23 protein-coding genes and 1 pseudogene are annotated in these 23,904 nt (G+C 43.7%); 15 read left to right on the plus strand and 9 right to left on the minus strand.

The features are described 5' to 3' along the window. Nucleotides 1-101 precede the first annotated feature (101 nt). The 5 genes from MAS10914_RS0119035 to speB all read left to right on the plus strand — a co-directional run bounded on the left by MAS10914_RS0119035 (nt 102) and on the right by speB (nt 6,789). Nucleotides 102-1,802: a serine/threonine-protein kinase gene (locus MAS10914_RS0119035; RefSeq protein ID WP_017317544.1), complete on the plus strand. Its 1,701-nt coding sequence runs from the start codon at nt 102-104 to the stop codon at nt 1,800-1,802. 90 nt (nt 1,803-1,892) lie between these two features. After that, on the plus strand, nt 1,893-4,082 hold the full coding sequence (locus MAS10914_RS0119040) for a serine/threonine-protein kinase (protein WP_017317545.1): 2,190 nt from the start codon (nt 1,893-1,895) through the stop codon (nt 4,080-4,082). A gap of 322 nt (nt 4,083-4,404) precedes the next feature. Then, nucleotides 4,405-4,839, plus strand: a complete 435-nt coding sequence (gene speD, locus MAS10914_RS0119045) for an adenosylmethionine decarboxylase (protein ID WP_017317546.1) — start codon at nt 4,405-4,407, stop codon at nt 4,837-4,839. A gap of 20 nt (nt 4,840-4,859) precedes the next feature. After that, complete coding sequence (locus MAS10914_RS0119050) at nt 4,860-5,804, plus strand: fused MFS/spermidine synthase (RefSeq protein ID WP_017317547.1); 945 nt, start codon at nt 4,860-4,862, stop codon at nt 5,802-5,804. A 73-nt stretch (nt 5,805-5,877) separates the two neighbouring features. Continuing rightward, nucleotides 5,878-6,789, plus strand: a complete 912-nt coding sequence (speB, locus tag MAS10914_RS0119055) for an agmatinase (RefSeq protein WP_017317548.1) — start codon at nt 5,878-5,880, stop codon at nt 6,787-6,789. Nucleotides 6,790-6,973: 184 nt separating this feature from the next. Here speB and MAS10914_RS31670 read toward each other — a convergent pair. Continuing rightward, nucleotides 6,974-7,641, minus strand: a pseudogene (locus tag MAS10914_RS31670) (NUDIX hydrolase). A 67-nt stretch (nt 7,642-7,708) separates the two neighbouring features. Further along, the gene (locus MAS10914_RS0119065; protein WP_017317549.1) at nt 7,709-8,911 is read right to left on the minus strand and encodes a phosphoglycerate kinase; all 1,203 of its coding nucleotides are present in this window, start codon (nt 8,909-8,911) and stop codon (nt 7,709-7,711) included. Nucleotides 8,912-9,000: 89 nt separating this feature from the next. Between MAS10914_RS0119065 and MAS10914_RS0119070 the strand changes: the two genes are divergently transcribed. After that, nucleotides 9,001-9,408 carry a universal stress protein gene (locus MAS10914_RS0119070; protein WP_017317550.1) on the plus strand — a complete coding sequence of 136 codons (408 nt, stop codon included), beginning with the start codon at nt 9,001-9,003 and terminating at the stop codon, nt 9,406-9,408. A gap of 78 nt (nt 9,409-9,486) precedes the next feature. Here the strand turns inward: MAS10914_RS0119070 and MAS10914_RS0119075 are convergent, their stop codons facing one another. The 3 genes from MAS10914_RS0119075 to MAS10914_RS0119085 all read right to left on the minus strand — a co-directional run bounded on the left by MAS10914_RS0119075 (nt 9,487) and on the right by MAS10914_RS0119085 (nt 12,642). Continuing rightward, nucleotides 9,487-9,942 carry a type II toxin-antitoxin system VapC family toxin gene (locus MAS10914_RS0119075; protein ID WP_017317551.1) on the minus strand — a complete coding sequence of 152 codons (456 nt, stop codon included), beginning with the start codon at nt 9,940-9,942 and terminating at the stop codon, nt 9,487-9,489. Next, on the minus strand, nt 9,939-10,199 hold the full coding sequence (locus MAS10914_RS0119080; RefSeq protein WP_017317552.1) for a hypothetical protein: 261 nt from the start codon (nt 10,197-10,199) through the stop codon (nt 9,939-9,941). The genes MAS10914_RS0119075 and MAS10914_RS0119080 overlap by 4 nt, the downstream gene beginning before the upstream one ends. Before the next feature lie 94 nt (nt 10,200-10,293). Next, nucleotides 10,294-12,642 carry an NACHT domain-containing protein gene (locus tag MAS10914_RS0119085; RefSeq protein ID WP_232224189.1) on the minus strand — a complete coding sequence of 783 codons (2,349 nt, stop codon included), beginning with the start codon at nt 12,640-12,642 and terminating at the stop codon, nt 10,294-10,296. 245 nt (nt 12,643-12,887) lie between these two features. On the opposite strand from MAS10914_RS0119085, the gene MAS10914_RS0119090 reads away from it, so the two are divergent. Next, nucleotides 12,888-13,055 carry a synaptotagmin gene (locus MAS10914_RS0119090; RefSeq protein WP_232224190.1) on the plus strand — a complete coding sequence of 56 codons (168 nt, stop codon included), beginning with the start codon at nt 12,888-12,890 and terminating at the stop codon, nt 13,053-13,055. Nucleotides 13,056-13,281: 226 nt separating this feature from the next. On the opposite strand, the gene hemW is transcribed toward MAS10914_RS0119090, so the two are convergent. Beyond that, nucleotides 13,282-14,466 (minus strand): radical SAM family heme chaperone HemW, encoded by a 1,185-nt coding sequence (gene hemW, locus MAS10914_RS0119095; RefSeq protein ID WP_017317555.1) that lies wholly within the window; start codon nt 14,464-14,466, stop codon nt 13,282-13,284. A 255-nt stretch (nt 14,467-14,721) separates the two neighbouring features. Here hemW and MAS10914_RS0119100 point away from each other — a divergent pair, with 255 nt between their 5' ends. Next, nucleotides 14,722-15,798, plus strand: coding sequence for a PIN/TRAM domain-containing protein (locus tag MAS10914_RS0119100; protein ID WP_017317556.1), 1,077 nt, complete (start codon nt 14,722-14,724; stop codon nt 15,796-15,798). A gap of 117 nt (nt 15,799-15,915) precedes the next feature. Here MAS10914_RS0119100 and gloA2 read toward each other — a convergent pair whose 3' ends face one another. Together gloA2 and MAS10914_RS0119110 are read right to left on the minus strand one after the other, a co-directional pair. After that, on the minus strand, nt 15,916-16,302 hold the full coding sequence (gloA2, locus tag MAS10914_RS0119105) for an SMU1112c/YaeR family gloxylase I-like metalloprotein (RefSeq protein WP_017317557.1): 387 nt from the start codon (nt 16,300-16,302) through the stop codon (nt 15,916-15,918). A gap of 75 nt (nt 16,303-16,377) precedes the next feature. Further along, nucleotides 16,378-17,625, minus strand: coding sequence for a vWA domain-containing protein (locus tag MAS10914_RS0119110; protein ID WP_017317558.1), 1,248 nt, complete (start codon nt 17,623-17,625; stop codon nt 16,378-16,380). 273 nt (nt 17,626-17,898) lie between these two features. Here MAS10914_RS0119110 and MAS10914_RS0119115 point away from each other — a divergent pair, with 273 nt between their 5' ends. The 7 genes from MAS10914_RS0119115 to MAS10914_RS0119145 all read left to right on the plus strand — a co-directional run bounded on the left by MAS10914_RS0119115 (nt 17,899) and on the right by MAS10914_RS0119145 (nt 23,147). Then, nucleotides 17,899-18,594 (plus strand): ATP-dependent Clp protease proteolytic subunit, encoded by a 696-nt coding sequence (locus tag MAS10914_RS0119115; RefSeq protein WP_017317559.1) that lies wholly within the window; start codon nt 17,899-17,901, stop codon nt 18,592-18,594. Nucleotides 18,595-18,627: 33 nt separating this feature from the next. Then, nucleotides 18,628-19,218, plus strand: coding sequence for an ATP-dependent Clp protease proteolytic subunit (locus MAS10914_RS0119120; protein WP_017317560.1), 591 nt, complete (start codon nt 18,628-18,630; stop codon nt 19,216-19,218). A 228-nt stretch (nt 19,219-19,446) separates the two neighbouring features. Beyond that, complete coding sequence (locus MAS10914_RS0119125; RefSeq protein WP_017317561.1) at nt 19,447-20,061, plus strand: J domain-containing protein; 615 nt, start codon at nt 19,447-19,449, stop codon at nt 20,059-20,061. A gap of 172 nt (nt 20,062-20,233) precedes the next feature. After that, nucleotides 20,234-20,488 (plus strand): molybdopterin converting factor subunit 1, encoded by a 255-nt coding sequence (gene moaD / locus MAS10914_RS0119130; RefSeq protein ID WP_017317562.1) that lies wholly within the window; start codon nt 20,234-20,236, stop codon nt 20,486-20,488. A 142-nt stretch (nt 20,489-20,630) separates the two neighbouring features. Continuing rightward, nucleotides 20,631-21,935 carry a threonine synthase gene (gene thrC, locus MAS10914_RS0119135; protein WP_017317563.1) on the plus strand — a complete coding sequence of 435 codons (1,305 nt, stop codon included), beginning with the start codon at nt 20,631-20,633 and terminating at the stop codon, nt 21,933-21,935. Nucleotides 21,936-22,003: 68 nt separating this feature from the next. Beyond that, complete coding sequence (locus MAS10914_RS0119140; RefSeq protein WP_017317564.1) at nt 22,004-22,279, plus strand: MoaD/ThiS family protein; 276 nt, start codon at nt 22,004-22,006, stop codon at nt 22,277-22,279. 202 nt (nt 22,280-22,481) lie between these two features. Next, complete coding sequence (locus MAS10914_RS0119145) at nt 22,482-23,147, plus strand: DUF2996 domain-containing protein (protein ID WP_017317565.1); 666 nt, start codon at nt 22,482-22,484, stop codon at nt 23,145-23,147. Here MAS10914_RS0119145 and MAS10914_RS0119150 read toward each other — a convergent pair. After that, a complete protein-coding gene (locus tag MAS10914_RS0119150) occupies nt 23,144-23,650 on the minus strand; it encodes a TM2 domain-containing protein (RefSeq protein WP_017317566.1) in 507 nt (168 codons plus the stop codon). The two genes, MAS10914_RS0119145 and MAS10914_RS0119150, sit on opposite strands and share 4 nt — an antisense overlap. Between the last annotated feature and the right edge of the window lie 254 nt (nt 23,651-23,904).

Raw genomic sequence — 23,904 nt, forward strand, 5'->3', positions numbered from 1 at the left:
GAAAAAGGAGGGCAAAATAATAAGGATAAAGGGCGGGATATGCGTAATTATGGCTTTCCGCGTTGTAGCAACTTATAAAAATCTTTTATTCTTCCTTCGCCATGCAAGTTTATTGCACCAAACAACACGCAAATAATGAGAGGAACCGCTTTTGCACTCAGTGTGGGGAACTGTTACCTATTGGTGTGGGGCAAGTTATCGAGAATCGCTATCGGATTATACGTCATTTAGGGCAGGGAGGCTTTGGACGCACTTATTTAGCGGAGGACTTAAATCAATCTCAGCTACAGTGCGTGCTGAAGGAATTTGCACCCCAAGTTGAAGAACAGCAGGATTTAGAAAAAGCTAAAGAATTGTTTGAGAGAGAAGCAAATGTGCTGAAAAAACTTGAGCATCCGCAGATTCCACGTTTCCACGCCTCCCTACAAGTGATGTTAGGCAATAAGGATTTTTTCTTTTTGGTGCAAGACTATGTGGAGGGTGATAACTACTGGGATTTATTGGAAAACCGCATAACACAGGGGCAAACGTTTAGTGAGGAGGAGGTTGTCAAACTGCTGCAACAGATGTTGCCCATTTTGTCTTACATCCACTCTCTCAATGTCGTTCACCGTGATATTTCTCCAGATAATATCATTTTGCGAAGGACTGATAATTTGCCCGTGCTCATTGACTTTGGTGCTGTGAAGCAATTGCCAGCTTCTAAAGGTTTTTGGTTTACCCAACTCGGTGGAATTCGCACCATTTTAGGTAAAAAAGGATATGCTCCAGAGGAACAACTACGGCAGGGTAAAGCATTTTCGAGTACCGATTTGTACTCTTTAGCAGTAACGGCACTGGTGTTGTTAACTAGTAAGGAACCACAAAAACTCTACGACAGCTATCAGGGAAGTTGGCGGTGGGGAACGGAAATCAAAGTTAGCCCCAAATTGGAAGCTGTCTTAAAAAAGATGGTGGCTTATAAACCAAGCGATCGCTACCAGAAAGCCGATGATGTTCTCAAAGACTTACCATCTTACACTCCTGCTGCCAAACCTGTAAATACTCAGATGACCAAGCTGAGGACGATGGTGGTTGCTCCTGGGCGAAAACGTATCAAGACTCTTATGAGCAAGCTTCATAACAAAACTCAGCTGGCTGCTCAAGCGCTACCTTTGCCTGTTTGGCTTCGTCCTTTTGCTTTCAGTCTTATAAGCACAACTGTCATTGCTTTAACTTTAGTAGGAACTTGGGCGATAGTAAATGCTGTTATTCAGGCTGTAACATCTATTTCTATACCAACAGTATCATTACCTAAAATTCCAGGAGGGTCAGATTCTCCTGAAAAACCAACGGATAGCAAACAAGCAAGTCGCGCTAACCAAATTATCCGTCGCCGTCAGCAGCTTGACATTTCAGAAGTCTTTTTTACACAAATGGTAGATAAAATTTTTTATACTAAAAATCCTGAAGCCAAGGGACGTACTCTTACGGGTAATTCAGAAGATACTGCTTTACGAAATGAATGGTATGCGATCGCTGAAAATTTGTTAAATAAACTAGAACGAGCTAATCTTAGCACCTCAGCGCGTCGCCAACTAGGAAACTACAGTGCGCGAGACTACGACAATTGGAGACGTCAATCCCAAGCAGGACAATGGGGTGACTATACAATCGAGCAACTCAACAGAGACACAAATAAAAAATTTGATAGATTGTTTCCGGGGCAGCGACGCAGGGATGAGAAACTGGATAAACAAACATTTGGTCAAATCTGGTATGCCCTTGCTGCTGAACAAGTCAACAAACTAGATGCGAACTAGGACGAGATGGGGACTAATGTAGAGACGCGCCGTAGGCGACTGGCGTTGCGTCTCTACAATTATTGACAAATGACTAATGACTAAATGACTATGAATCCTGTTTATTGCTCCAAAGGACATGAAAATCCAACTGGTAGTCTGTTTTGTTTACATTGCGGCGAAAAGATGGATAACCCGGTGAGTCAAGGTATTCAAAGCGGGCAAACTTTGGGCGATCGCTATATTATAGTTCATCAGTTGGGGCAGGGAGGGTTCGGACGTACATATTTAGCTGAGGATATTAACCGCTTCCGTGAACTTTGTGTTTTAAAGGAATTCTCGCCTCAAGTTCAAACGCCATACGTTTTACAAAAAGCTCAAGAACTGTTTCAGCGAGAAGCCAGCGTTCTCTACAAGCTGCAACACCCCCAAATTCCTCGCTTTCGGGAATTGTTCCCCATTAACCTAGCTGATAAAGAGTACCTATTTCTGGTACAAGATTACGTAGAAGGGCAAACTTACCGCTCGTTGTTAGATACAAGGAAACAACAAGGTTTGCAGTTTACAGAAGCGGAAGTACGTCTGCTAATGCAGCAAATTCTGCCTGTTTTAAACTATATCCACTCAATAGGAGTCATTCACCGCGATATCTCTCCTGAAAACTTAATTTTACGCAGCATTGACCAACTGCCAGTGTTAATTGATTTTGGCGGTGTCAAACAAGTTGCTGCAACAGTCGTGTCGCAATATTATCAACCCGGTGAAGTGACATCTCCCCTACTGCCAACATTATTGGGTAAAGTCGGATACTCTCCCCCAGAACAAATGCAGACGGGGTTGGTAGAGCCTCATAGTGACTTATATGCCTTAGCAGCAACGGTACTCGTTTTACTGACAGGCAAACAGCCTCAAGAACTTATAGATGATCATACCCTCACCTGGCAATGGCGACGAGAAATTAACTTGAGTCCAACTTTCGGAATGGTGTTGGATAAAATGCTATCGCCAACACCAGCACAACGCTACCAAAGCGCTCATCAAGTTCTCCAAACGCTTAGTCCGCAGCCCGTCTATCTCCCACCACAGCAGCCTCTTCCCGCTCCAACACCGCCACCACCGCAAACAGAAGAAACCCTAGCCTTATCCCCTAGTCCCCCTACTTCCCCTAGTCCCCCTAGTCCCTCCAAAAAGTGGTGGACACCTGGTAAAATCCTGATGGCGGTAGTGATTGCTACTAGCATTGGTCTGAGTATGTGGGGAGTAACTCAATTACTTGATTCCTCTTCACCAATCATCTCATCTGATGCTCCACAACTTTCCCCAGAAGAACGGCAGCGCAAGGAAAGATTAGATGAGCGCCGTCAACAGTTGAGTATTGACCAAAAATTTTTCATTGGCTTAGTAAATGAAGCCTTTTGGGATAAAAATGCAAGTTTGCGAAATCGCACCCTAACTGACAAGCCGGAAGATGCACAACTCAGGGCAGAATGGGATAGTACAGCAGGCGAATTGCTGGAAAAGCTGGCGGTACTGAGTTCAGATGCACGGAGACAATTAGGTAGTTTCACACAAGCAGAACGCGATCGCTGGAAGGTGCAAGTTAACCAAATCAACGTCGGTAGTCGTTCTTTGTATGATTTAGGGGATGCAGCATTTTTCCAGCAATTTCCAGAACAGCGTGGCAAGAATTTTATCGATCAGCCCATTGGACAAGTTTGGCACGGGTTTGTCAGCGACAAACTCAATGCCATCCTTGCTGGCAGCGCTTTTAGGAAAATAGTCTTTGACACAGGGGCGACGAGTACCAGAGTCAGTGGTACTCTCAAACCAGGGGAAGGTAAAGTTTTTATCGCCGAACTTAACAATGAACAATTGATGAAAATCAAGCTTGGTGGGAATTCTAAAATTCTGCTTTCCGTGTATTCCCCTACTGGTAAATCACAATTTTTGGAAGATTCAACACAACGTACCTTTTCCGTTAAACTTTCAGAAACCGGATTTTATGAATATGTCATTGTTTCTACGGCATCAACCACATCAAATTATACACTTACAATTACAGTAGAAAATCCGGCTCCAGCTCCGTCGCCTACGCCAACACCAACACCCACGCCTACAGAAACCATTACGCCGACACCAACACCAACTCCTACAGAAATCATTACACCGGCACCAACACCAACTCCTACAGAAATCATTACACCGACACCTACGCCTACAGAAACCATCACACCGACACCAACATCCACATCTACGCCCACGCCTACATCGACATTCTCTCCCACACCCACAGCATCGTAAAGCATGATTAAAGCTAACTTTTAAGCCAGGACTGGGGGAACTTTTTCACCCACTGCTATTCTCCGTAAGTTAACAAACCAAGTGTGTTAATAGTAACTTTGATATAACTATAAGCAGAAAACTTTTGATAAAGAAAAAACATAAGAAAATACTATACACAAAATTACTTCCAGTGTGCGACAATTGCACTTCTGTGCATCACTGCATAGCAACCTCTTAAGTACAATGGCTAACTTGAAAGTCAAGAAGTAGCGAAGCGTGCATTAATCCCAGAGGTTATTTTTTTGTAGTCTTCTGTGTTTTTAGGGTGGAAAAATTGGAAATGCAATCTTACCCGGTGGGGGACACACCTTTGGTTCCAGTTGGCAGTCACTGTATTCTCGAACTTTATGACTGTCCAACACATCTCCTGAACAATCCTGTTTTCATTAGACAGGCTTTACAGGAAGCGGCTAAGGTAGCGAAGTCTACTCTGTTAAACGAGGTATCTCACCATTTTGAGCCTTACGGGGTAACAGCTCTTGCGCTGTTAGCCGAATCTCATATTTCAATACATACGTGGCCAGAATATGGCTACATAGCAGTGGATATTTTTACCTGCGGTGAACACGCAGAACCGGAAAACGCTTGTAAGTACCTCGTGCAAACTTTTCAAGCTAGCAAACACGTACTGATGAAACTTCCTAGAGGCAAGCTTCCACCACAAGTTCAAAAGAAACTGGAAGAAAGCCTATCTCTGGCAACTAGCGAACGTTGACAAATAGAGGGGGTTATTGTATGTCAGGTAGCAATGTCGGTGCAGATTTTTGGATGAGCGAATACATCACTCCTTGGGATATTTACTCTCATGGAGTCACGGGGGTACTTGCCCACAAAAAAACCGCTTACCAAGAAATGTACATTGTAGAAACTGGTACTTACGGCAAAGCACTAGTTCTAGATGGCAAGTGGCAGTCATGCACAGGCGATGAATTTTTATACCACGAGCCACTGGTTCACCCTGCCCTAATTTTTCATGGAACACCCCGTAAGGTGTTGATTCTTGGTGGTGGTGAGGGAGCCACAGCACGAGAAGTGCTGCGTTGGCAAACAGTGGAAAAAGTGGTGATGATTGACATTGATGGCGAGGTGGTGGACGCATGTCGGCTACACCTGAGCGAAATGCATCAAAATGCTTTTGATGACTCACGTCTGGAAGTCGTGATTGCAGACGCACTCGACTTTTTAGATACGACTAACGAGCAGTGGGATGTCGTCATTTCCGACCTTTCCGACCCTATCGAGTCAGGTCCATCCTTTGCGCTGTTTACTAAGGAATACTTTGAGAAAATCCGTCGGGTGCTGTCACCACAAGGATTCGTAGTGATTCAAGCAGGTCCTGTGTCCCCAGGGGAATTAACCCTGCACGCCCGCTTGGTACAAACCTTGAATGCGGTTTTTCCCAACGTTCAGTCCTACAGCAGCTACACCTCTACCTATGGCAGACCGTGGGGATTTGCTTTAGCTTCAGAGGCAAAAATTGATACCCGACCCGATCCAGAAAGGATCAATCAGCTGTTGCAGGAAAAAACCAGCGGTGGGTTTCGGATGTTAGATGGTGTTACCCTTTTGGGTATGCTGCATCTGCCATTGCATTTGCGTCAGGCGATCGCCGCAGAAACCCAAGTTTACACCCTCGCCGAACCTCCGAAATTTTTCGGGCAAGGAGCGGTGAAACAATAAGTTGTAGAGACGCGCCATGGCGCGTCTTTACTTCTGGATTTTCAATATTAATTAGGTTTAAAAAATTTTCATTATGACTCAGGTGCAAACTTTTACCTCTGTATTACCATTTCTGGGTTCTGAAGTTCAGTGGTCTTACGGTGACTCAAAGGTTGTTATTTTACCAATTCCCTATGAGGCAACAACCACCTACCGCAAAGGCTGCGAAAACGGTCCTTCTGCTCTTTTGGAAGCGTCTCAACAATTGGAATGTTATGACGAAGAGCTAGATAGGGAAGTTGCTCAGGAAGTGGGAATTTATACTTATGAACCAATAGCAGATACACGGAATGGTGCGATCGTACCAGCCGAAAAAATGCTGCAAGTGACGCAAGAGACAGTCTATCAACTGATACAGGATGGGAAATTTGTCATCGCGCTTGGTGGGGAACACAGCATTACTACTGGTGTTGTCGAAGCATACCGCAAAGCATACCCAGATGAACCATTCACAGTGATTCAAATAGACGCCCACGGCGATTTACGCTATGAGTACGAAGGCTCAATTCACAATCATGCCTGTGTGATGCGGCGAATTGTGGATATGGGCTTGCCAACAGTGCAAATTGGTATCCGCGCTATTTGTAAAGAAGAAGCAGAATTAATTAAAGAGAAACATCTCACTGTATTTAAGGCACGGGAAATTGCTAACCAACCAGACTGGATGGAAAGGGCATTAGCCAGTATTAAAACACAGCGAGTCTTCCTGACAATTGATTTAGACGGTATTGAACCAACCCTAATTCCAGGCGTAGGGACGCCAGAACCTGGTGGATTAAGTTGGTACTCCCTCACCACTTTTTTATGGCAAGTGTTTCAAAACCATCAAGTTATTGGCTGCGATGTCATGGAACTCGCACCGATTGTTGATTCGGTTGTGTCTCAATTTACCGCTGCCAAACTTGTTTATAAGTTAGTTGGCTATCAGGCAATACGGTTCAGATAAGATTGTTTGTAAGTGCGATTGCCTATGTAGAGACTTTGCAGTGCAACGTCTCTACACGAGACTTCTTGCATTCATTCCAAAAAAAAGAATAATTAACCACAGATGGACACAGATGGACACAGATGGAATCAAAGAGATGCAAGAGGTCTACGCATAGGAACTGTCACAAATAACCCTTAGTCACCTAATCGAAGTCTGTTGGCAAATCTGGTTGGCGGTCATGCTGGAAGAGTCGGGTAATTTGAGCTGGGGTCACACGCCCAAGGGAAAGTTCTGGAATCGCATCTTCAGCAAAGAATTCCACTTCCTCCGTCTCTATACTTGGCGATGGCGAACCACTCACAAGTTCGCACTTAAAAAAGAGCTTGTAGATATAATGCGGATGTGGTGGGTGTCTTTGCCTGTTTCTATCATAGACAGCCAGCAATTTGATAGCACGGGTGTGATAACCTGATTCTTCATAGACTTCTTTAACGGCTACCTCGCTGGGTGAGTCGCCAATATCAGCCCATCCACCTGGTAAAGTCCAGCAGCCGTCCTCTCTTTCCTTCACTAACAATATGGTATTGTCGCGAAACACTACTCCACGCACGTCAACTTTGGGTGTTGCGTATCCTACTTCCTGGGAGAATAAATCGAGGATATAGCTGTGTTCGACATTTGAGTAGGTTGCCATGATTTCAGCTGCGATCGCTTCGCGGGCGCTCTGCGCCATCGCCTGTAGCGATTTGTAACGTTCTATATCAAAAGGATTTTCCGAAAACGTTAACCCATTTTGGGCGATCGCGAAGCGGCTCCCTGCTGGAGCATCGCTTGTAATTTTTGCGTCCATTCCAGCCATTTAGGTTCCACAATTTTCTCCCTATGAGTGTAGAGACGTTACACGTAACGTCTCTACATTGGTTTTACCTATGAGCTTTTATGCTTCATCTAAAGCAGCAATACCAGGTAACTCCTTACCTTCAAGTAACTCCAAGCTAGCGCCACCACCAGTGGAGATATGGCTCATTTGGTCGGCTAAACCAACTTTTTCCACAGCCGCCACAGAGTCACCACCACCGATGATAGTGGTCGCACCTGTTTTGCTGATGTCGGCGAGAGTGTGGGCTACTGCTTCGGTACCTACGGCAAACTTATCAAACTCAAACACGCCCATTGGACCGTTCCAAATCACACTCTTGCAGTCAGCAAGGGCTTCTTGGAACAGTTTCACGGAATCAGGACCGATATCCAAGCCCATCCAACCTTCAGGGATATTTTCCACGCTGACGGTTTGAGAATTGGCATGAGCGTCAAATTTATCTGCTACGACTACATCTGTAGGAAGCAGGAAAGTCACGCCCTTTTCTTTAGCCTTTGCTTCCAAAGACTTTGCCAGTTCTAGCTTGTCGTCTTCCACCAAAGACTTACCAACATTCAAACCACGGGCTTTAAAGAAGGTGAAAATCATTCCACCGCCGATGATTAGTTTGTCGCACTTTTCCAGAAGGGCTTCAATCACGCCAATTTTACTGGAAACTTTGGAACCGCCGATAATCGCTGCCAGAGGACGTTGGGGATTTTCGATAGCGCTTTGCAGGTACTGCAACTCTTTTTCAATCAAATATCCGCCAACGGAGGGACTCAGGTATTTAGTCACTCCTTCAGTAGAAGCATGGGCGCGGTGTGCGGTGCCAAAAGCATCATTAACGTACAAATCCGCATTTGCTGCCAGTTTTTTAGCGAATTCTGGGTCGTTTTTCTCCTCTTCTTTATAGAAACGAACGTTTTCGAGTAACAGCACTTGTCCGTTTTGTAGAGCACCCACTTTAGCAGCAACTTCATCGCCGATAGAGTCGTCGGTTTTAACAACTTCTTGCCCCAATAACTCAGACAGACGCTTGGCAACCGGAGTTAACCGCAGTTTGTCATCTACACCCTTAGGACGCCCGAAATGGCTTACTAGAATCACCTTAGCTCCCTTCTGCGTCAAATCCTGTATGGTAGGCAGAGCAGCACGAATGCGAGTATCATCTGTAATGTTACCGGCATCATCCAGAGGCACGTTAAAGTCAACTCGCACCAGGGCGCGTTTACCAGACAAGTCTGTTGCAGACAAATTTGCTAAAGTCTTCTTTGACACGGCACAAACCTCCTGATTGCCTTTTTGTTATGTTTTTTTAGTAGATCCATCCAGATTTTACCGAGTCATGGGGGCGGAGGTGAATCCGAATGTTCAAAACAGTTCTATTTCCAGTTGATCAAAGCCGAGAAGCACGGGAAGCAGCTGACATGGTTGTCCATATCGTGCAAAAGTACGGCAGTCGCTTGGTACTGCTGAGTGTGGTTGAGGAACCCGCCGCAGACTCGCCTAACGGGGATGCGATGTCCTCACCAGAGACAGTTGCCCAATTGCTAGAAACAGCCAAATCTCTGTTTGCTGGGCAAGGCATTTCTGCCGAAACACTTGAACGGCAAGGCAAACCTGCTTTTACCATCTGTGATGTGGCAGATGAAATAGAGGCAGATTTAATCATCATGGGTTGTCGGGGACTAGGATTGACTGACGAGGGGGCAAATGATAGCGTCACCACCCGCGTGATTAATCTTTCTCCTTGTCCAGTGTTAGTTGTGCCGTAAATAGTTACGAGTTATTTAGTTGTGGGGTGCGTTACACCGCGTTAACGCACCACTTTAAACTAATTTGAAAATTCTTGCTTATTTAGCAACTTCCAATTCATCTAGCACCAAAATACGTAATTCTGTAACGCGCCTAAAAGTGACATCATTAGTTAAAAACGCGTCACAGCCTGCTGCTAAAGCTACGGCAATCTGAAAGGCATCAGGTAATTGTAAGTTGTATTTGGCTCTGATTTGAGCAGCATCTATTGCTAAAGTTTCGTCATCAATTGGCAAAAACTCTATGTTTTCAGTGTCAGTCATCAACTGAATGAACTCTTGCTGTAATTCCGTTTGTCCTAAACGGTAAGGCTGAACTAAACATTCAGCAAAAGTAACGGGTGAAATAACTCCCATTAACACACCATTTAAAATATGATCAAATACCACGCTAGCAGATGCAAAATATTGTGGGTTTCGTTCGACGTAGTAAATAACTGGTGCGGTGTCCAAAAACAGGCGCGTCACACCCTGTAAGCTTTCTGTAACGTTCACTCCTCTTTCCTTAATTGCTTTTCTGCAATTTCTAAATCAGGGAACTCTCCACGCCTCATGCGTGTGACGTATTCTTGAGCATCCATCCCTCCAAGTAGATTGGGTGCTATTCCAGCAAATTCACTTACTTTGCGACGTGGCTTGCGTTTAATTTCGCAATTTCGTAATTTTTGTGTTAGGTGGGCAATGAGACGCAATTGTTCATCGGGTGTGAGTGCGTCTGCTTGTTTCATCACTTCAAATAATTCTTTAGACATTTTGGCTGTTCCTCCCTTTATTCAAGCTTATCAATAGTTACTAAGAGATGAAACATCACTTTGAATTTTACAGATAAATCATTGATTATATCGGCTACGAAATCTGTTGCTGACGCTGCTCAATTTCGGCAATGGGTAATAACAACGTTTCTTCAATTTCCTGTCGTACTGCGGGAGACACTTCACAACCACTATTAAGGCAATCTAGCAGTAATGGATTAGCATTGTAGTACTGATGTAGTATTTTTTGCTGCTGTTCGCTGAACTGCCAATCATTACCAATATTAGAATTATTAAAGATTAACGATTTAAAACTCGATACCAATAATTTGTGGCTTGATTTCCAAATTTCAATTAGCTGATAAATTCTGTCATTTATCTCTTTAAAATGGTCTTTCAAATATTCTTCTAATTCACTTGAATTCCTAACTATATTTATAGGTCTTAATAATGCTTTTATTCTGTGAATAGCCAGTAATTTATCTATATTTTGACTACGACTATTGTCAGTATGTTCACTTAAAAAAATATCAATAAGATTCATAGGATAATTACCAATCTGACTATCAAGCTTTACTGATATATGTAAAGCAGCGGATGAAAAGCCATAATTTACTTGTATTTCTACAAGGTTTTTCATAATTTTAAAAGCAGAATTATAATCAATTTCAAAATCATAATCGATAAGGCAACTAGCTAACTTAAGGTTGTAATAAGCATATCGCAATAAAAAATCATGATAATAAGCAAGAAAAGATTCAAATCTATAAGGAATGTCAAATAATTCATACAATAATTTAGACTTTTGATATATCTCTGAGAATAAATTCTGCAAATAATTATCTGAGGCTAGCATTAAGTCAATTTTTCGCTTCATTAACAATAGTAGGCTATCGGCAGGCTTCATCATTTCAAATGAGAGTAAAAATACTTCCCGCCAGCCTTTCTCACTCATGTGGCTCATCAAACCTTGCCAATCAGTACGCTCAACAAACCATTTTGCTGTAAAATACTCTTGAAACGTTAAATGGGAGAAAGAGTAAATTCCCCTCGCTCTCTCCACCAGTAACCCATGTTCCGCTTCAATAGATTTTAGCAACGCCTTACTATTCTGTTGTAAGCTTGCTCGGTCATTTTGGGTATTAGGTAAAGTACGGAGATAGTCGGCAATATATCGCTCAACTTCGTCTTGTTCAAAGAAGTAACGGGTTTTTTCAAAAGTAATCGCTGCAACCTGACTTAAAAGCTCTATCTTGTGTTCTAAAGACAAATTGTGATAAAAATCATCCCGTTGAATACCCCTCGATTCATCCCATGTGACGAGCAGAATGTCCAGTCCTTGCTCATAAAGCTTAGAGCGTTTTGACGGAAATTCGCCTTTTGCTTGGAAAACAAAGCAAGTTAGATTCAGCAATATTGGTGTTACTGCGAGTTTTCGGATTGGCTTGTTTTCTGGTAGATTCAGCTTCTTAATAAACAGCTTGGCTGTAGCTTTCCCCCCTTCCGCATCATTCCTGGCAACTGCTATAAACCACTTTGTAGCAAAGGCTGCGACTTGCTCATGGTTAAAATCTGCAACCTCAACATCAGTAAAATTTTCTACCGAAAATATGTATTTTTGGGCAGCAATGCGACAGGTGATAATAAACTGATTTTTGAAATATTTATTAACAAATTGGCGGATATGTTTGACTATTTCATCATCTTCTTCTGATACTTCATCCAAGCCATCTAGCAAAATTAAGGCTTTGCCCTTGGTAAGTATCATTTCAATAAGCGATTTATCAGCAATACCACAATCGCTAAATTCTTGGCTAATGTAGTTCAATAATTTGAACTCACTGTCATCTCTTCTAGTGTCTTCAGCAAAGTATTTCAGCCGAATGAATATCGGTACTCTATCGCTTTGAAAATCGCCCAAGTCGCACTTAATCGCTACCCACTGCAAAAACGTGGTTTTACCTGCTCCTGGTTTACCAAGTACCATCAGCTTACAGTACCGCGACACAGCAAGTAACCCTGGTACTCGTTCCTGAACAACTCTGTCTAATCTATCAAAGTCATCAGATTCTGGGTTAAAGCCTTGCACCAAGTCAGAAATCTTTGGCGATGACTTGCTTGTTATCTGTTCCAAAATGTTGACATCAGTATAAATATCCGCCAGTGCAACAGGTTGGGAAATGTCCAGCATCCGCATGGTACCGCACTGGTATTGGATTTTTTCGTGGCGCTTTTGGCGCACTTCCTGCACCAGTGCATCAATTTTGTGAGTGCCCTGCTTCTTCTCCTCTAATTCAGATTTCTCATCTTTGGGTAAATCAGCAATCTCTCGCCAATCCAATTTCAATTTCTTGCAAATCTTGTGAAAATATCCACGGCTAACTGGTTTACCCGCAAAAAAGTTCTGAACAATTGTGCGAGAAATTTGTAACTCCGCTGCCAAAGCTACTTTAGACTCAAAATTTAGCAGCGCTTGTTCAGCTAACTTGAGTCCTTGTAGAGATAAATTGAGCGATCGCGCTTTACGTTCCGCCATTTCACAGAGTTACAGCTTTTTTCTAGTCTATCTACTTGGTCAAAAGTTGTACATTAAGTTGACAGAAGCTGTACAGTCTCTAACCCTGATATGGTCTCGGTTGTAGCCATTGATTAGCCATGATGAAAGCGTTCTGATTCAGAGAGATTTTTATGGAGCCCATCTCGATGATTATTCTTAGTGCTTTCATTAGTGCGGTAATTACTTGGTCAGTCGAAACTTCTGCTAATGCTAGCTCGTACTGGCTGCGTGAGTTGTGGGCAAAACGCAAGCGCGGCGATCGCAACCCCAACCCTCCCAATCAAGACGAAAACAACTAAACACCCACCGTCATCCGCCTGGAATTTTCCCTCCAGGCGCTATCTCCCATTCTCTCCTCGCTCTGCGCCCTCTGCGTCCTCTGCGGTTTATCTTTTGCAGCGAGCAGTTACCAGTTACCAGTTACCATTTTTAGCGGGAGGAAGGAGACCCCCATCAAAAATGGTACGTTTCACTTGGGGTCTAAATCTCCAAGTGAAACCTGGTCACTGTTCACTGGTCACTGTTTCATTCCCCCAACTCCTTAAACAACCCCGCCAACACCACATTAGAAAACAAAAAACCATCGGGATCAGTTAACCGCAACCTTCCTCCCACAACTTCCACCCAGCCTTTCTCATAGTACGGTTGCAAACACTTGTGAATCTCCTCTACCTTTTCCTCGCCAAATTGTTCCGCCAACATCGCCAAACTCACACCTTCTGCCAAACGCAGCCCCAACATTAAGGTTTCTAACAAAACTTCATCTGGTGATGTCACTTCGCAATCAATCACACCACCATCTTGCACCCACTGATAGTACTCCTTCGTTTTACGCGGACGGTTGAACCGCTTCCCCTCTACATAACTCGCTGCGCCCATACCCAAGCCATAATACGGGCGATTTTCCCAATAAACCCGATTATGGCGACATTGATGTCCCGGCTGTGCATAATTGGAAATTTCATAATGCTCGTAACCTGCACTCGTCAAAATTTGCTGTGCCATCCGATACATTTTGACTGTGGTTTCATCTGTGGGTAATGGTTGATCCCCAGGTTTATAGTAACGACCAAAAGCAGTTCCAGGCTCAATAGTGAGGTCGTAAATCGATATGTGCGTGGGTGCTATAGCAACCGCTTTTTCCAAAGACTCCTGCCACCTATCCAAAGTTTGATGCGGTAATCCTGAAATTAAGTCTATGCTGGAGTCGGGAATCCTCACCTGCCGAATCAAGTCTACAGCTGCGAAGATATCAGAGACTGAGTGCGATCGCCCACAAAGTTGCAATAAGTCTTCTTGAAACGCTTGTACACCTAAACTTATCCGATTGACACCTGCACTGCGGTAACCTTGTAGATGTACCAAATCAAACGTTCCTGGGTCTATTTCCATTGAAATTTCCACCCCAGGTGATACACCAAACCGTTTGTCAAGCGCTTTTAATATCCGCTGTAACTGTTCTGTAGAGAGAAGCGAAGGAGTACCGCCGCCAAAGAAAATAGTGAGCAAGGGTTGTCCGAGGGTTGGTGTGATGGCAATTTCTTGACATAACACATCAACATATTGGGAGATAGTGCCAGATGTTTCACCCCGCAAGCGTTCCCCCACAACAGATACAGGAAAGTCACAGTAAAAACATCGCCTTCTACAAAAGGGAATATGAATATAAGCAGAACTTGGAATGCCGGAAGTAGAAACTTTTTGAATCATGTTGATAAAGATTTAAATTATCATTTACAGAATTACAAAATCATGAAAATTCCTGTGTTATTTAGATTTTTTTATCGTTTTACAACAAAAAGATGAAAAATATAAAGCATAAAACTCTTTGGTTATAATGATTGCAGATGTTGTCAGACTGAGCCTCTTAGTATGACGATAAATGTTTCCTAAATCTATTTTACCGAGGAAATAAAAAATACTTTACTTGCTCGGGTAACACAGTTACAGGAAAACCATAAAACAATGCTAGATGCCATTATTATTTTCTCATTCGTCTTGGCAGCAGCGGGAACAGGTTACTACAGCACCGATCTGTTACCTAGTGGGGCACTAGCTAGAGTTTCTAATCTGGAAGCTTTACGCATGATTGTCGCTGCTTTTGCCGCCATATTTGGAGGTGCAGTTGGATTGAGTTTCCAAACAGGATACCGTCGTTTGGAAGCTCAAGTTCGCGAACTGCCACTCGAAGTTATTTTAACTCGAGCTATTGGATTAGTCATTGGACTATTAATAGCCAACTTAATGCTTGCCCCGTTATTCTTGCTACCAATTCCAGCAGATTTTAGCTTTATTAAACCATTGGTAGCAGTTGTGGGTAGTATTATTCTGTCATACACAGGTATGAATTTAGCAGATGCCCACGGACGTGGATTATTGCGGCTGATTAATCCCAACACCGTGGAAACAATGGTTGTGGAAGGGACTCTCAAACCCGCCAGTACCAAAGTTTTAGACACCAGTTGCATTATCGATGGTCGTATTGAAACACTGCTAGAAACTGGGTTTCTGGAAGGGCAGCTTATCGTGCCACAGTTTGTCTTGCAAGAATTGCAACAAGTAGCCGATGCTAGCAAAGACCAAAAGCGGGTACGCGGAAGGCGTGGACTGGAGATTCTCAACCGGATCAAAGTAGCTTACCCTGATCGCATCCTGATCAACCCAGTTGATTATGAGGATATTCCCACAGTTGATGCTAAATTAGTGCGTTTCGCTCAAGAAATCAACGCTACATTGCTAACCAATGACTACAACTTATCGAAAGTTGCTAGCGTTCAGAAAGTGCCTGTATTGAATGTCAATGATTTGGTGAACGCAGTTCGCCCCACCTATCTACCTGGTGATAACATTGACCTAAAAATTCTAAAAGAAGGCAAAGAACCTAGTCAAGGTATTGGCTATCTAGATGATGGCACAATGGTCGTCGTTGAGGAAGGCAGCCATTATGTGGGAGGTGAACTCCGGGTGGTCGTCACTAGTGCTTTGCAAACTTCCGCAGGAAGGATGATTTTTGCCAAACCTCAAGCTTCAGCTTTTGCATGAGGGCGATGGCACGTTCAATTCGAGTTAAACTTTGCGGTCGGTGCAGTCAATCTGCACCGATTTTATGTTGTTAGTTGTTAGTTATTAGTTGTTAGTAGAACAACCAACCACTAACCACTAAATCTCATAAATTTCTAATGGTAAATTATCTGGGTCTTTAAAAAAAGTAAATCGTTTACCAGTCATTTCATCAATCCTAATATTTTCCACCTCTACCCCTTTTGATTGTAAATAATTAACCGTTTGCTCAATATCATCAACTTCAAAAGCTAAATGCCTTAAACCACAAGCCTCAGGATTGCTGACTCTTTCAGGAGGACTAGAAAAAGAAAATAACTCAATTTGATGATTATCTCCCACACGTAAGTCCAACTTATAAGAATTTCTCTGAGCACGGTACGACTCATTAATAATAGAAAAACCCAAAACCTCTACATAAAACTTTTTCGAGCGTTCGTAATCAGAACAAATAATAGCGACATGATGAATTCCAGTCGTTTTCATTCTCTTATTGTCTCTTTCCTCTGCGCCTTAGCGGTTTATTGATCATAAGGGCAGGCAAGATGCCTGCCCCACAAACTAAGAATCCTGCAAAACAGTCTTAGACACAATTCTGGTTTTCTTGCGATCGCTTTCGGATAACTCTTCACCAGCTTGGAGGCGGGTTGCAGAAGTTTGCAATACCGTTGCTGCACTTTTATCTCCCATTTGCAGGGCAGTTTTGGCAGCAGTTTGCAGCATTGTTGCCGCACCAGCGCGATCGCCCTGTTGCAATTTTGCCTCTGCTAGCTGAGTTTGCCGATATTTGGCTAATGCCAAAATATGCTGCTGTACTTGGTTATCAACAGAAGGTTGGTAGATCCGGATGACATTTGCCTCAACTGGGATAGTTTCTGAAAGTAACCCTGTCTTATTTTGTGCTGGATCGTCGTAGCGGACTTGCAACCTAGCGATAGTCTGTCTACCTTCTGGCAACTGTCCCAGGTAGAGATTTGCCAAAATCACCCGTTCCACATCCTTCATCAAGTCGCCCAAGCGTACAGCGAAACGTCCATCAGCTTCTGGTTGCACTGGCAATTCAATTGTATCTGGGGCAACTTGGGCAATGGGTTTTAGTTCTGCCAGCCGCACATTGGGCATGAGGGAAAATAGCAGATAAGCATTCGTCAATCCTACTGTTTGAATACGGTTGAAAAGGCGACTAAACTCATCCACTGCTTGTTCTGGTTGCTGAATGTAAGACAAAGTACCACCACCAGCATCAGCGATTTTTTCCAGAACATCTTGGTTCCAATTGTCACCAAATCCCAAAGTGTTTAAAGTCAAATTATAGCCAGTAGCCAATTGGGCAAATTTCAAACAGCGGTTATTGTCACCGTGTTCATTTTCACCATCAGTTAAGAGAAAAACTTGAGAAATTGTTTCTTTTTTTCCCTTCGCCAGTTCCTCAATACCTAAGCGCAAACCTTCATCAATAGCCGTTCCACCATCAGCAGAAAGGCGGTTAATTTGCTGTTTAATTCGCTCAGGATTTTCAATAATTTGATTAGGGACTAAAACCTTGGCGCGGTGGTCAAAAACAACAATACTCAGGCGATCCCCAGGGTTGAGTCTATCAACAAGACGGTTCGCCGCTTTTTTGACAGTTTCTAAAGGTCGCCCACTCATTGAACCACTATGGTCGAGAATGAGGCATAAATTCAGTGGGATGTTGCGATCCATAATTTCTGCAAGCGCAGAAATAGAAATTGCCAACTGACGTTGACTGTTAAATTGATTGGCATCTAAGTTGCCATCATTAAGAGCAGGCTGCAAGCTTACCTTCATAACCCCCCAAGGTTCCTACACTGGCTATACATATTTATAAATAACTTCAAAGGACATCATCTCTACTTCGGAAAACTTATCTGACAAGAAGTTTAAATAATGTTCACAATACAATAAAGGGTGTATAGCAATGGGGAATGGAGAATACTTTTTATAGTTTCCCTTGTACCCATACATCCCTACACCCTAGCGAGAAATCCACACCTCCCTTGCGAGTGAGCATCGCGCTAGGATGTACTAGAGTTAACGGCATAAATTTAGGCAACAGTTGCTATGGAAAATTCCATCATCAAGGCTGTGCAAGCGCCTTACTACGGCGACAACTTCTACCGAACACCGCCTCCAGATTTACCTTCTCTATTGTTAAAAGAACGTATTATATACCTGGGACTGCCCTTAGTTTCACCAGATGAGTATAAACAGCAACTGGGAGTAGACGTAACAGAACTGATTATTGCTCAACTTCTGTACCTGCAATACGAAGACCCAGACAAGCCCATTTCTATCTACATCAACTCCACAGGCACATCTTGGTATACTGGAGATGCCATAGGCTCTGAAACAGAAGCTTTTGCCATCTGTGACACGCTTAATTACATCAAGCCGCCAGTCCATACTATCTGTCTTGGTTACGCTATGGGTACAGCGGCAATGATTCTCTCTTCTGGAACCAAGGGATGCCGAGCCAGTTTACCGAATGCGTCGATTGTTCTGCATCAGGCAAAACGTGGAACTGGTTACGCTCAAGCGACAGACATTCAAATTCAGGCACAAGAGGTGCTGACAAACAAGCAAATGATCCTGAATATTCTCTCCCGGAATACAGGACAGCCCGTGGAGAGAATCACCAAAGATTTAGATCGGAAGTTCTACATGACACCCGAACAAGCCAAAGAATACGGCTTGATTGACCGTGTTTTAGAAAGTACCAAAGACCTTCCTCAAGCATTAGCTGCTGTTCCTCGTTAAATCTTAATTTTTTTCTAAAAACAAAACAATCTTATGCCGATTGGTATTCCTAGAGTCCCTTTTCGTTTCCCTGGAGACCCTTACACCCAGTGGATTAATATTTACGAACGCCTTGCTTTAGAACGCATTATTTTCCTGAGTGGAGAAGTGACCGACGGCATGGCTAATGCTATCATTGCCAGACTGCTGTACATGGATTCTGAAGACCCAAGCAAGGATATCAGTATCTACATCAACTCCCCAGGTGGTTCGGTGACAGCAGGTCTTGCCATTTATGACACAATGCGGCACATTAAAGCCAATGTGGTCACAATCTGTGTAGGTATGGCAGCCTCAATGGGTTCGTTCCTGCTGGCAGCTGGCACCAAAGGCAAACGTCTGGCATTGCCCAATACCCGAATTCTCATTCACCAACCTCTTGGTGGCGCTCAAGGTCAAGCTACTGATATTGAGATTGAAGCTAGGGAGATTCTTCGGATGCGGCAGCAACTTAATGGAATGCTAGCTGCTTGCACAGGTCAACCTATAGAAAAAATTCAAAAAGACACAGACCGTGATTTCTGGATGTCTGCTCAAGAGGCAAAAGAATACGGTTTGATTGACCGTGTCATTGAAGAACGTTAGCAGTGAAGGGAGATGGTGAAGTCAGGAGAGTGGAGGAGTGGAGGAGTACCGACCCTTTTTTCTTCCCCCCCCACTCTCACTCTCCCCCTCCCCGTTTCCTCTTGTGCTCCTCTACTGACCAAACTGTGAAGTATGAACTTTAAATTAGAATCGAAGTCTTTATGATTTAGCCTTCAGGCTTTAAGCTAATAGCTGATAGCCGATACTCGCGATCGCTCATAACTCAAGATGGATCTTGGAGATTGCTACCGTTTGCTGGGTTTGAGGTCAGGAGCCTCTTTCGCCGATATCAAAGCGTCTTACCGCCGACTGGCACAGCAATATCATCCTGATATCAATCCAGGTGATAACAAAGCAAAAGAAAAATTTATTGCCGTGACTGAGGCATACAAACTGCTGTTGCACGGACTCCCACCAGAAGAGACAGCGCTGTCTTCGGGTCAGTCGCCAACAGCTCAACATCAGCCAATAAAAGCAAAGTGTCCAGAGGCAACGAAGGAAAAGCCAAAAGAAAAACCAAAACCAAAGCCGCCGAGTTTTTCCGAGATAGAACAGCGGTTGAAATGGAAGACTTACGAGCAGTTACAGCAGTTTCTCAAAGAAAGACGCTTCCCACAAGCGATCGCCTTAGCAGAAGCATTAGCACAACGTTTACCAGAAGATGCAGAAGTGCGTCAATGGCAGGCTATTGTCTATCAAGTTTGGGGACGAGCGCTGATTGCAGAAAAACAGCCTTTCAAAGCTAAAATTTATCTGAAAAAAGCCCTCAAAACTGACCCTCACAATAAGTCTTTGTGGCATGAGGTACAGCGCGATTTTCAGATCTTAGAACATATGTTTTGAGGTTGCATATTATAATGCATATAAATTTTATGCTAAGGGGTTCTTTCTTTTTAGTTTTTAATACCCTATTATTACTATTTTTTATAAATCAATAAGGCGAATGGTCGTTCGCTCCTAGCGCAGGTACTCGCGTTACTGTTAAGGACAGAACATCTGTGTCCATTTTATCGCCATGTCTGCAATTATCGTTACCGTTAAATTATTTGCTGCTTACCAAGAAGCTTATAAAGTGCCAGAACTGGTACTGGAATTGCCTCAGAATACACCAGTTGCCGCAGTCCGCGATCGCTTGATGACCGAACACCCCGAACTCGCTCAGTTGCGTAATATTACCCGTTTTGGGGTGAATCTACAATTTGTGGAACCAGATACCATCCTGCAAGACGGAGATGAGGTGGTGTTAATTCCGCCAGTCAGTGGCGGGTGATATTATAGCGGATTTTGGTTCTGTTAGTACATTTTTATAATTACTAAATACCCGACAAATTTTGTCGGGTATGTTTGACGAGTATTTTTGCTCGTGGTACTATCAATCGAACAGTTGACGGACACCCAGGGAAAGCTGATTTATGACACAGGCGACAACCAACAACACCCAAGCCACCACCGCCACTTTTAAGTCCTTAAAGTGTAAGGAATGTGGCGCGGAATATGAACTCAAGCCTCTTCATGTGTGCGAGTTCTGCTTTGGTCCATTGGAAGTAACCTACGACTATAGCGCCCTACGCTCCACAGTTACTCGTGAAACAATTCAAGCGGGACCAAATTCTATCTGGCGCTATCGTAAGTTTTTACCTGTAGCCAGCGACAACCCCATTGATGTGGGAACTGGTATGACTCCGTTGGTGCGATCGCACCGCTTGGCACGTCGCCTGGGTTTAAATAAGCTGTATATCAAGAATGATGCCGTCAATATGCCCACCCTCAGCTTCAAAGATAGGGTGGTCTCAGTTGCTCTTACCCGCGCACGGGAGTTAGGTTTCACTACGGTTTCTTGCGCTAGCACGGGTAACTTAGCAAATTCTACCGCTGCTATTGCGGCACACGCAGGTTTAGACTGTTGCGTGTTCATCCCTGCTGATTTGGAAGCTGGAAAAATTTTGGGAAGCCTGGTTTACAGTCCAACCCTCATGGCTGTTAAGGGTAACTACGACCAAGTCAACCGCCTCTGTTGTGAAGTTGCGAATACACACGGTTGGGGTTTTGTCAATATCAACCTGCGTCCCTACTACTCCGAAGGTTCTAAGACACTAGGCTTTGAAGTTGCAGAACAACTAGGCTGGGAACTACCCGACCACATCGTCGCACCGTTGGCATCCGGTTCGCTGTACACAAAAATTTACAAAGGCTTCCAAGAATTCGTAGAAGTGGGTCTGGTGGAAGGCAAGAAAGTCAAGTTCAGCGGCGCGCAAGCTGAGGGATGCTCACCTATTGCCCAAGCCTATAAGGAAGAACGCGACTTTATCAAGCCCGTAAAACCCAATACCATTGCAAAATCAATTGCAATTGGGAACCCAGCAGATGCTGTTTACGCTTTAGACATAGCGAGGAAAACAGGTGGTAGTGTTGAGTCAGTCACCGATAGCGAAATTATAGAAGCCATTAAACTGCTGGCAGAAACAGAAGGCATCTTTACAGAAACCGCTGGTGGGACAACAGTTGCCGTGCTGAAGAAGTTGGTAGAAGCTGGTAAAATTGACCCAGATGAAACAACCGTGGTATACATTACCGGAAACGGCTTGAAAACCCAAGAAGCCGTACAAGGTTATATTGGCGAACCTCTGACGATTGAGGCAAAACTTGATAGCTTTGAACGAGCGCTAGAGCGTTCCCAGACACTGGAGCGCCTAGAATGGCAGCAAGTCCTGGTTTAGTCATGAGCCATGAGTCATGAGCACATGACTCATGACTTATAAATTCTTATTCCCTACTCTCCAAATCTATGGCTGTAAAAGTTTTAGTTCCTACTGCTCTGCAAAAATTCACCAACAACCAAGCCGCTTTAGAATGTAAAGGCAGCACGATCGCCGAACTCTTCAATTCCTTAGAAGAAAGCTGTCCTGGTATTAAGTCGCGTTTGTGCGATGAAGCTGGACAACCACGGCGGTTTTTGAATTTGTACGTCAATAGTGAAGATATCCGCTTTTTGGATGGAACGGATACACCATTAAAAGATGGCGATGAAGTAAGTATTGTACCGGCTGTAGCTGGGGGCTAGTAAAATTCAAAATTCAAAATTTAGAGTCCAAAACAACCGTTTTGAATAAATAATTTTGAATTTGAATTGGTTTGTCCTATAAGAGCAAGGCTTTGGTAGCTTGAAAAAGTGGTCGCTATCGGGAGGCGTCGCTGTGTCAAAATGAAGATGACAAATAGCTCCTGGTGAGCTCTAATCGCAAGACAAAGGATAGACCTGAGCAATGGCAGAACCAACAAATCATAATGAAGCTGGGGAAGTAGCTCCCAGCACTGTAGACAAGCAGGCTCCCAGTGTCGCTGAAGAACACGCTCCCAGCACAGACTCACCCGAAGCGACAGACATCCCTACAGCCAACGCGCCAGACCCCAAAGCGGCGAACCCAGAAACTAACCCCAATGCAGCAAAAACAACGACTGCTGCACCCAAGGGAGAAAAGCCAGCAGGGGCAGCCAAAGCAGCCGCAGCAGGGGATAAACCAGCCGCTAAAGCAACAGCAAAAAAAGAGAAAGCACCAGCTGTTGAAGATAAGCCATTTGCAGAGTTTATCCAGCAAGATTACTTACCAGCTGTGCAAAAGGCGATCGCATCTGTTGGGGTGCAAAATTTACAGCTAAATTTTGCCAAGCAGAAAATTTCCATCACTGGTTTTGAAACAGGTGAGGAATGCTGGCAAATTACGGGCAGTTGGCAGAATGGTCTGCGTCAGTTTAACCTGTATTTTCCTGAAGAAGATATTCAAGGGAAAAAGGCTTTTTCCTGTCATGAAGGCAAAAAGCCTAGCACTCTTGAGTCATTCTTAATCGACGAGCGCAAAGTTACTCTTGACTTACTGGTATATGGATTGGTGCAGCGCCTAAACGGGCAAAAGTGGCTGGGGAGAAATTAGTTCAGTTCGTGGAAGTGGTAAGTGACGGCTCCGGTATCGGGGTCGTTATCTATCTTCACATATCCTGTTTTGAGCATCTCCTTGAAAACAGCTTCCACCTCAGAAAAGCTAGCACCCGTTTCCATAACTGCTTGAGTGACTGTGAGTTTACCACCCCTGTTGTCCGCAGCTTTGAGCAATCGCATCATCAGTTTTTCTTGAGCAGAGCGGTATACTTGGGCAGCAACAGCAGGTTGGTTTAAAGGGACACCCAAAGGTGATAAACCTGCTTTGAGTCTGAGTTTCATTTCCTGTTCCTCAACCATATTAGGGATAATGAACAAGTCTACAAACTGCCCTATACCAAGCACACCACCAGTCAACAGCCATAACAAACCTGTTCCTATCTTGCCGTTGTATAAACGGTGCAGTCCTCCCAAACCAACAAACCAGGCTGCACTCAAGATGTAGGAGACAAGAAGACGGTCTTGATGGTCTTTATTATTCTTATTTCCAGCATTCATCTTGTTTCCTTCCCCTCATTCACTCTTGTTTTCTAAATACAGTTTTCCTACTCTGTTTTTTTCGTATCAGGATAGGCAGCCAGAGTTTTCAAAATTCCCATATCACTGCAATGGCGCAAAGCGCCGAGCCTCAAGGGACGATTACAATGGCATAGTTCTTATCTCTAAGATAACTACCTTATAGAAATTTTACTGACTTTAATGTTACATTAATTACATATATAATCATGCTGGTATATGTTTACAGTATGATT

The organism is Mastigocladopsis repens PCC 10914 (assembly GCF_000315565.1).
Lineage (GTDB): Bacteria > Cyanobacteriota > Cyanobacteriia > Cyanobacteriales > Nostocaceae > Mastigocladopsis > Mastigocladopsis repens.

What these genes read in the sequence shown, in the direction of transcription:
- MAS10914_RS0119035 (WP_017317544.1), top strand. Translation starts at nt 102, where the DNA reads ATGCAAGTTTATTGCACCAAACAACACGCAAATAATGAGAGGAACCGC.
- MAS10914_RS0119140 (WP_017317564.1), top strand. Translation starts at nt 22,004, where the DNA reads ATGGCTGTAAAAGTTTTAGTTCCTACTGCTCTGCAAAAATTCACCAAC.
- MAS10914_RS0119115 (WP_017317559.1), top strand. Translation starts at nt 17,899, where the DNA reads ATGGAAAATTCCATCATCAAGGCTGTGCAAGCGCCTTACTACGGCGAC.
- MAS10914_RS0119110 (WP_017317558.1), bottom strand. Translation starts at nt 17,625, where the DNA reads ATGAAGGTAAGCTTGCAGCCTGCTCTTAATGATGGCAACTTAGATGCC.
- moaD (WP_017317562.1), top strand. Translation starts at nt 20,234, where the DNA reads ATGTCTGCAATTATCGTTACCGTTAAATTATTTGCTGCTTACCAAGAA.
- MAS10914_RS0119080 (WP_017317552.1), bottom strand. Translation starts at nt 10,199, where the DNA reads ATGTCTAAAGAATTATTTGAAGTGATGAAACAAGCAGACGCACTCACA.
- MAS10914_RS0119145 (WP_017317565.1), top strand. Translation starts at nt 22,482, where the DNA reads ATGGCAGAACCAACAAATCATAATGAAGCTGGGGAAGTAGCTCCCAGC.
- MAS10914_RS0119125 (WP_017317561.1), top strand. Translation starts at nt 19,447, where the DNA reads ATGGATCTTGGAGATTGCTACCGTTTGCTGGGTTTGAGGTCAGGAGCC.
- MAS10914_RS0119100 (WP_017317556.1), top strand. Translation starts at nt 14,722, where the DNA reads ATGCTAGATGCCATTATTATTTTCTCATTCGTCTTGGCAGCAGCGGGA.
- MAS10914_RS0119090 (WP_232224190.1), top strand. Translation starts at nt 12,888, where the DNA reads ATGGAGCCCATCTCGATGATTATTCTTAGTGCTTTCATTAGTGCGGTA.
- MAS10914_RS0119070 (WP_017317550.1), top strand. Translation starts at nt 9,001, where the DNA reads ATGTTCAAAACAGTTCTATTTCCAGTTGATCAAAGCCGAGAAGCACGG.
- MAS10914_RS0119120 (WP_017317560.1), top strand. Translation starts at nt 18,628, where the DNA reads ATGCCGATTGGTATTCCTAGAGTCCCTTTTCGTTTCCCTGGAGACCCT.
- MAS10914_RS0119050 (WP_017317547.1), top strand. Translation starts at nt 4,860, where the DNA reads ATGTCAGGTAGCAATGTCGGTGCAGATTTTTGGATGAGCGAATACATC.
- MAS10914_RS0119040 (WP_017317545.1), top strand. Translation starts at nt 1,893, where the DNA reads ATGAATCCTGTTTATTGCTCCAAAGGACATGAAAATCCAACTGGTAGT.
- gloA2 (WP_017317557.1), bottom strand. Translation starts at nt 16,302, where the DNA reads ATGAAAACGACTGGAATTCATCATGTCGCTATTATTTGTTCTGATTAC.
- hemW (WP_017317555.1), bottom strand. Translation starts at nt 14,466, where the DNA reads ATGATTCAAAAAGTTTCTACTTCCGGCATTCCAAGTTCTGCTTATATT.
- thrC (WP_017317563.1), top strand. Translation starts at nt 20,631, where the DNA reads ATGACACAGGCGACAACCAACAACACCCAAGCCACCACCGCCACTTTT.
- speB (WP_017317548.1), top strand. Translation starts at nt 5,878, where the DNA reads ATGACTCAGGTGCAAACTTTTACCTCTGTATTACCATTTCTGGGTTCT.
- MAS10914_RS0119150 (WP_017317566.1), bottom strand. Translation starts at nt 23,650, where the DNA reads ATGAATGCTGGAAATAAGAATAATAAAGACCATCAAGACCGTCTTCTT.
- speD (WP_017317546.1), top strand. Translation starts at nt 4,405, where the DNA reads ATGCAATCTTACCCGGTGGGGGACACACCTTTGGTTCCAGTTGGCAGT.